Annotated in this window: 6 protein-coding genes and 1 tRNA gene; all 7 read left to right on the top strand. The window is 48.6% G+C overall.

Going from position 1 to position 5636, the window contains the following annotated elements:
• The first annotated feature begins 3 nt into the window (after positions 1 to 3).
• Positions 4 to 89 (top strand) — tRNA-Tyr (locus tag Q0R37_RS14820).
• A 160-nt stretch (positions 90 to 249) separates the two neighbouring features.
• The gene (locus Q0R37_RS14825) at positions 250 to 792 is read left to right on the top strand and encodes a hypothetical protein (protein WP_294755349.1); all 543 of its coding nucleotides are present in this window, start codon (positions 250 to 252) and stop codon (positions 790 to 792) included.
• Positions 789 to 1313 carry a hypothetical protein gene (locus Q0R37_RS14830; protein WP_294755350.1) on the top strand — a complete coding sequence of 175 codons (525 nt, stop codon included), beginning with the start codon at positions 789 to 791 and terminating at the stop codon, positions 1311 to 1313. Before Q0R37_RS14825 ends, Q0R37_RS14830 begins: the two co-directional genes overlap by 4 nt.
• A 53-nt stretch (positions 1314 to 1366) precedes the next feature.
• The gene (typA, locus tag Q0R37_RS14835) at positions 1367 to 3190 is read left to right on the top strand and encodes a translational GTPase TypA (RefSeq protein WP_294755351.1); all 1824 of its coding nucleotides are present in this window, start codon (positions 1367 to 1369) and stop codon (positions 3188 to 3190) included.
• Between the two features lie 67 nt (positions 3191 to 3257).
• The gene (locus Q0R37_RS14840) at positions 3258 to 3950 is read left to right on the top strand and encodes a leucine-rich repeat protein (RefSeq protein ID WP_294755352.1); all 693 of its coding nucleotides are present in this window, start codon (positions 3258 to 3260) and stop codon (positions 3948 to 3950) included.
• 23 nt (positions 3951 to 3973) lie between these two features.
• Positions 3974 to 4753: a hypothetical protein gene (locus Q0R37_RS14845; RefSeq protein ID WP_294755353.1), complete on the top strand. Its 780-nt coding sequence runs from the start codon at positions 3974 to 3976 to the stop codon at positions 4751 to 4753.
• A 14-nt stretch (positions 4754 to 4767) separates the two neighbouring features.
• Complete coding sequence (locus Q0R37_RS14850) at positions 4768 to 5457, top strand: hypothetical protein (RefSeq protein WP_294755354.1); 690 nt, start codon at positions 4768 to 4770, stop codon at positions 5455 to 5457.
• Positions 5458 to 5636: the final 179 nt, after the last annotated feature.

Here is a 5636-nt window from a genome sequence, read left to right on the forward strand (position 1 = left end):
TATGGGAGAGTTCCCGAGTGGCCAAAGGGGGCAGACTGTAAATCTGTTGCTTTTCAGCTTCGATGGTCCGAATCCATCCTCTCCCACCAGAAACGCCCCGAAAATTTTTCGGGGCTGTTTTTGTTTAGTCCTGCAACTTTTAACCTTGCATTTCCTCTGCAAGGGCTTTTTTATGTCCGGAAAAAAAGAGGATTTGCACTGAAATTCAGCCTTAATGTTCATAAATGTATAAAGAATGTAGGTGGAAAAATGGTAAAAGCTAATGTGAAGTACGACATCAAAGTCCATTCGGCAGCAGTCAGATCATCGCTGCCTTACAGGGCATACCGCGTCCTTGCTTTTGTCGGCGCGATAGAATTCATACTGCTGTCCTTCGTGATAGTCATTACTGCGTGGTCAAAGCACAGGGTAACGATCGACCTGATACTCCTCCTTTCTGTATTTCTCGGGATATTCGTGGGGAGCGTTATAAAGCTCCTGTTCATGTCTCCTGTGAGAAGCTTCAGGAAGTACTCCTCGTACTACCCCGATCTCAGATATGAGGTAACTATAGGCGGCGAGAACATAGAGCTTTCTTCCGAGGCGGAAAATCTCCGCAAGAATGCGGTCTACAGCCGCTCACGCATAGTTTCCGCCCGCGAGACGCTGGGATATTTCAAGATAAATATTGCCGAGGCGGGCAGTATCATGTTCTCGGATACCGATATCACAGAGGGTACTGCCGAGGAGCTGAGGAATTTCCTCACCGAGACTCTCGGTAAAAAATATACGACCAAGGAGGGCTGGATATGATCGCTGTAAGGACCAAGCCTTCCCGTGAGAGCCTCACAAGGCTGTGGAAGGTTCAGGCTTCACCATCAAGGAGCATATTTGCTTTTTCGGTATTCCTGCTCATAATGCTGACCACCCTGGTATTTGCTGTAATATCCCTTAAAAAGGGCGCAGGAAATATACTTTTTGTGGTACTGGCTGTGGTTACAGCCTGCGCTGTTGCCATAGTGCTCATAAGAACGATCCGCTATCCTGCAAGAAGATTTGCGGCTGTGCAGAAGATCACTCCCGATATGAAGTGCGAGTACACCTTTACCGAGGACTGTCTTACGATACATAACGAATGCACAGGCATAAACGAGAACTTAAAGCTCAAATATTCCGCAGTAAGGAAAGTTATTTACAACGAATGCTGGTTCGTTTTCTTATTCGGCGGCAGAACAGGCATTGCGTTCCACGAGAACAGCTTTGCAAACGGCACTCCTCAGGAGCTGTCGGCTCTGCTCCGCGAAAAGATAGGAAAGAAGTACAAGGTGAAGTAAAGCACGACTTTTGCCGTTTATATTGAGAAAACCTTTTATGGAGGAAAGAAAATATGATTAGAGAAGATTTAAGGAACATTGCCATAATCGCTCACGTTGACCACGGCAAGACCACCCTTGTTGACGAAATGCTCAAGCAGGGCGGCGTTTTCCGTGAAAATCAGGCAGTTGCCGAGCGAGTAATGGACTCAAACGACCTCGAGAGGGAAAGAGGTATCACTATCCTTGCAAAGAATACCTCTGTTATGTACAACGGAACAAAGATAAACATTATCGACACCCCGGGCCACGCCGATTTCGGCGGTGAGGTAGAGCGTGTCCTCGAAATGGTAGACGGAGTTCTCCTGCTCGTTGACGCGGCAGAAGGCCCTATGCCGCAGACACGTTTCGTGCTTTCAAAGGCTCTCGAAATGGGACACAAGATAATAGTAGTAGTTAACAAGATAGACCGTCCCGATGCCCGTCTTGACGAGATCGGCGACGAAGTTCTGGAGCTCCTCCTCGACCTTGACGCAAACGAGGATCAGCTCGAAAGCCCTCTGCTTTTCTGTTCGGGCAGAAGCGGTACTGCTTCACTTAGCCAGTACGAGGCAGGTACAGACCTCAAGCCCCTTTTCGATACTATCATAAATTATATAGAGCCGCCTAAGGGCGAGGAGAATGATCCGTTACAGATGCTCATATCCTCCATCGACTATAACGAGTACGTTGGACGTATCGGCATCGGACGCATCGTAAGAGGCAAGATATCCGTAAACCAGCAGGTAACGGTCTGTGATTATACAGGCTCAAAGAAGAACTACAACGCCAAGATAGTTTCCCTCCTTCAGATACAGGGACTTAACCGTGTACCCGTACAGGAGGCTCAGATGGGCGATATCGTATGGATATCGGGTATCGAGAATATCACTATCGGTGATACAATATGCGCTCCCGAAGCTCCCGACCCGCTTCCTTTCGTAAAGATAAGCGAGCCTACGGTTGAAATGACATTCTCCGTAAACGACAGCCCCTTTGCGGGACGCGAGGGTAAGTTCGTTACATCACGTCAGCTCCGCGAGAGACTTTTCAAGGAGCTTCTCAAGGATGTTTCTCTCCGCGTTGAGGAGACAGACAGCACAGACGCCTTCCGCGTTGCGGGAAGAGGCGAGATGCACCTTTCCATCCTTATCGAAAATATGCGCCGTGAGGGCTATGAGCTGGGCGTTTCCACTCCGAGAGTGCTCTACAAGACCGACGAGAACGGCAGAAGGCTCGAACCTATCGAGCGCCTTGTCATTGACGTTCCCGAAGACTGCGTAGGCGCTGTAATGGAGAAGATAGGCACCCGTAAGGGAGATATGGTGGATATGCACCCACAGGGAAGCCGTATGCGTATAGAGTTCCTTATCCCTGCAAGAGGACTTTTCGGCTATAAGAGCGAATTCCTCACAGATACAAAGGGCGAGGGCATCATGAGCCACGTATTCGACGGCTATCAGCCTTACAAGGGCGATATCGAGCGCAGAAACACAGGCTCTCTCATCTCCTTCGAGACAGGCGAGGCTGTAACATACGGACTTTACAACGCTCAGGAGCGCGGACAGCTCTTCATCACCTCGGGTACTCCCGTATACGAGGGAATGGTAGTAGGAGCTTCACCAAAGACCGAGGATCTCGTTGTAAACGTATGTAAGAAAAAGCACCTTACTAATACCCGTGCCAGCGGAAGCGATGACGCGCTCCGTCTTGTTCCGCCGAGAGTTCTCAGCCTTGAGGACTGCCTTGAATTCCTTGCAGACGACGAGCTCCTTGAGGTAACTCCCGAGTCGCTCCGTATCAGGAAGAGAGTCCTCAGCAATACTCAGAGAGCAAAGGAAAGAGGAAAAAAAGCCTGACCGTGTATGAGATTTCATCAAATTAACACATATAAACCATACGGTTTGCAGGTTCAGGAGATATGATATGAAAAAACTTATCAGCATTTCAATGCTGCTTGTGTCACTTGCAGCTCTTGCAGGCTGCGGAGATAAGACGGGCAGCTCGGATAATACTGCCGCAGTAACGTCTCAGCAGCAGACAGAAGCACCGTCAGCCGACAGCGGTGACGGGAGCAGCAGCGACGCTGTCTCATCGACAGTAAGAGAGAGAAATATCGTTTCCGGCGACACCTATGAATATGAGATATATGACGGCGGCGTTATAATAACAAAATACAAGGGCGGACAGACCGAGGTCACCGTCCCCGACGAAATAGACGGCGTACCCGTTGCCGAGATCGGATTTTACGCCTTTGAAGCACAGCCCGTAACATCAGTTGTTCTTCCCGAGAGCGTAAAGGTCATCGGTGAGGGAGCTTTTATAGACTGCGCTTCACTTGTAAGCATAAACCTTCCGTCAGCACTGACGACTGTGGAAATGGGCGCCTTTGCGGGCTGCTCGGCTCTTACGGAGATAACGGTGCCTGCGGGAGTAAAAGAGATAAAGAGAGGTGCTTTCGCAAGCTGCGCGAGCATGAAGTCATTGGTCATACTGAGTACAGAGCTCGGCTATGACGAATGGGGAATAGAGGATATACCTGATCTTACAGTCTATGCGCCTGAGGGCTCGGCAGCTGCCGAGTGGGCAGGAGCAATGGGCAAATACTCAGTATATTGATCTAAAGAGAGGGAACGATTATTATGAAAAACACGAAGATCTTAGCAGTGCTGCTCGCAGCAGCATCAGTAACAATGTGCTTTACAGGCTGCGGAAAAAAGAAGAAGAGCAGTATGCCTCTTTACGCAGAGTCACCTTCAAGCATAGAGCCGACAGAATTTGACAGCGAGGCTTATGCAAATAAGCTTTCCGAGCAGGTTGATGCAGCAGAGATTAGCGAAGGCGACCTTGAACTCGGCTCAATAAACGGTGAGCTCGTATCTCCCGAGGAGGGCGCTGTAGATTATGACCTCGGCGACTACCGCGTGAGCAGCAGCGGCGTAAAGCTTTACTATGACGAGACAGAGTTCCCGCAGGAGCTCGTTCTTACATTCGAGAAGTATTTCGAGTCTTTGCAGGACGGAGACTACAGCACATACTACAAGACTCTTTTCCCCGAGTATATCACCGAAATGGAAGCTGCTCTCGCAGCAAAGGGAGACCATGACCTCAAGGATTCATTTGTTAATCAGTGCGTTCGTGTTGCGGACATAACCAAGGGCGACTTCAAGGTAACACGTATCAAGCTTGAAAAGCCCGCTCCCCGCGAGGACGGACAGGATAACGTACAGGGATATTTCGAGATGCTCAACAGTTACCTTGAAAAGGACTATTACAGCATAGCGAAGGAGCAGAGCGAGAACCTCATTGATGCCTGCTTCTACGTAATGGGCGAGGGCCCCAACGGTCAGGAGGGCATGATACTTTCAGCACAGAAGATAGTATTTGCTCAGAAGGACGGAAAGTATTACACATTCGGTTAATGGAGAAATGTGAAATGAAGAAGTTTATTGCAAGAACGGCGGCGCTGCTTGCAGCTGCTGTCATGACAGCTTCCGCGGCGGTATCATGCAGCGATAAGGACGAACATGACGATCACGATCATGACCATCAGGTAGTCGGCAAAGATGAGATCCCTGATGATGCAAATATAAGTCTTGACGATATGCCATACGGCGGACAGTTCAAAAAGCTGCTTCCCGAGGAGTATGATACGCCTATCGGTGTTGACTTTGATTCGAGGTACCTGACTGACAAAGAGGCTGCAAAGATCGCGGACTACTTCTATGCCATTTCCGAAAAGAATTCCGAATATCTTGAAAAGGCGCTTCACCCCGATTACCTGAAGTTCATACTTGCACAGACAGGCTTTGACAGTGCTCAGACCTATGTTGAGAATGAGTATGAGCTGATAAAGCAGTTCACGGAAACGGATTACAGCTTTGACTTCGTGCTTATCGACGATATGGTGGATAATTCCGACGGAACAGCTTTTACGGGCTATGATGTGAACCTGAGAAAGGCGCTGCCTGACGCAAACTTCACTGAAAGAAAGGCGTTTATGATAAACTGCACTTATAAAGTCAAGCCTGACGACGGCGGTTCTTATTCCCTGCAGGCAAGGCTTGGGGACTATATCGTTCTCTGCGTTTATACTATTGACGGAGAGCCGTACGTTGTTTTTTAAAAAACAGGAAAAGACCGCTTAATGCGGTCTTTTTTATTTGAATATCGGGGCTGATATTATCCGCCTGAAATACACCGTATAAATTTGTAGGGGAAGGCGTCCTCGATGTCCCGTAAAGTTATAAAACATAATAATGTTATCAGCGGCGAATGATTTACAGAAATTTAACAAATTATTCA

It is taken from the genome of uncultured Ruminococcus sp. (assembly GCF_946415235.1).
In the GTDB taxonomy this organism is placed as follows: domain Bacteria; phylum Bacillota; class Clostridia; order Oscillospirales; family Ruminococcaceae; genus Ruminococcus.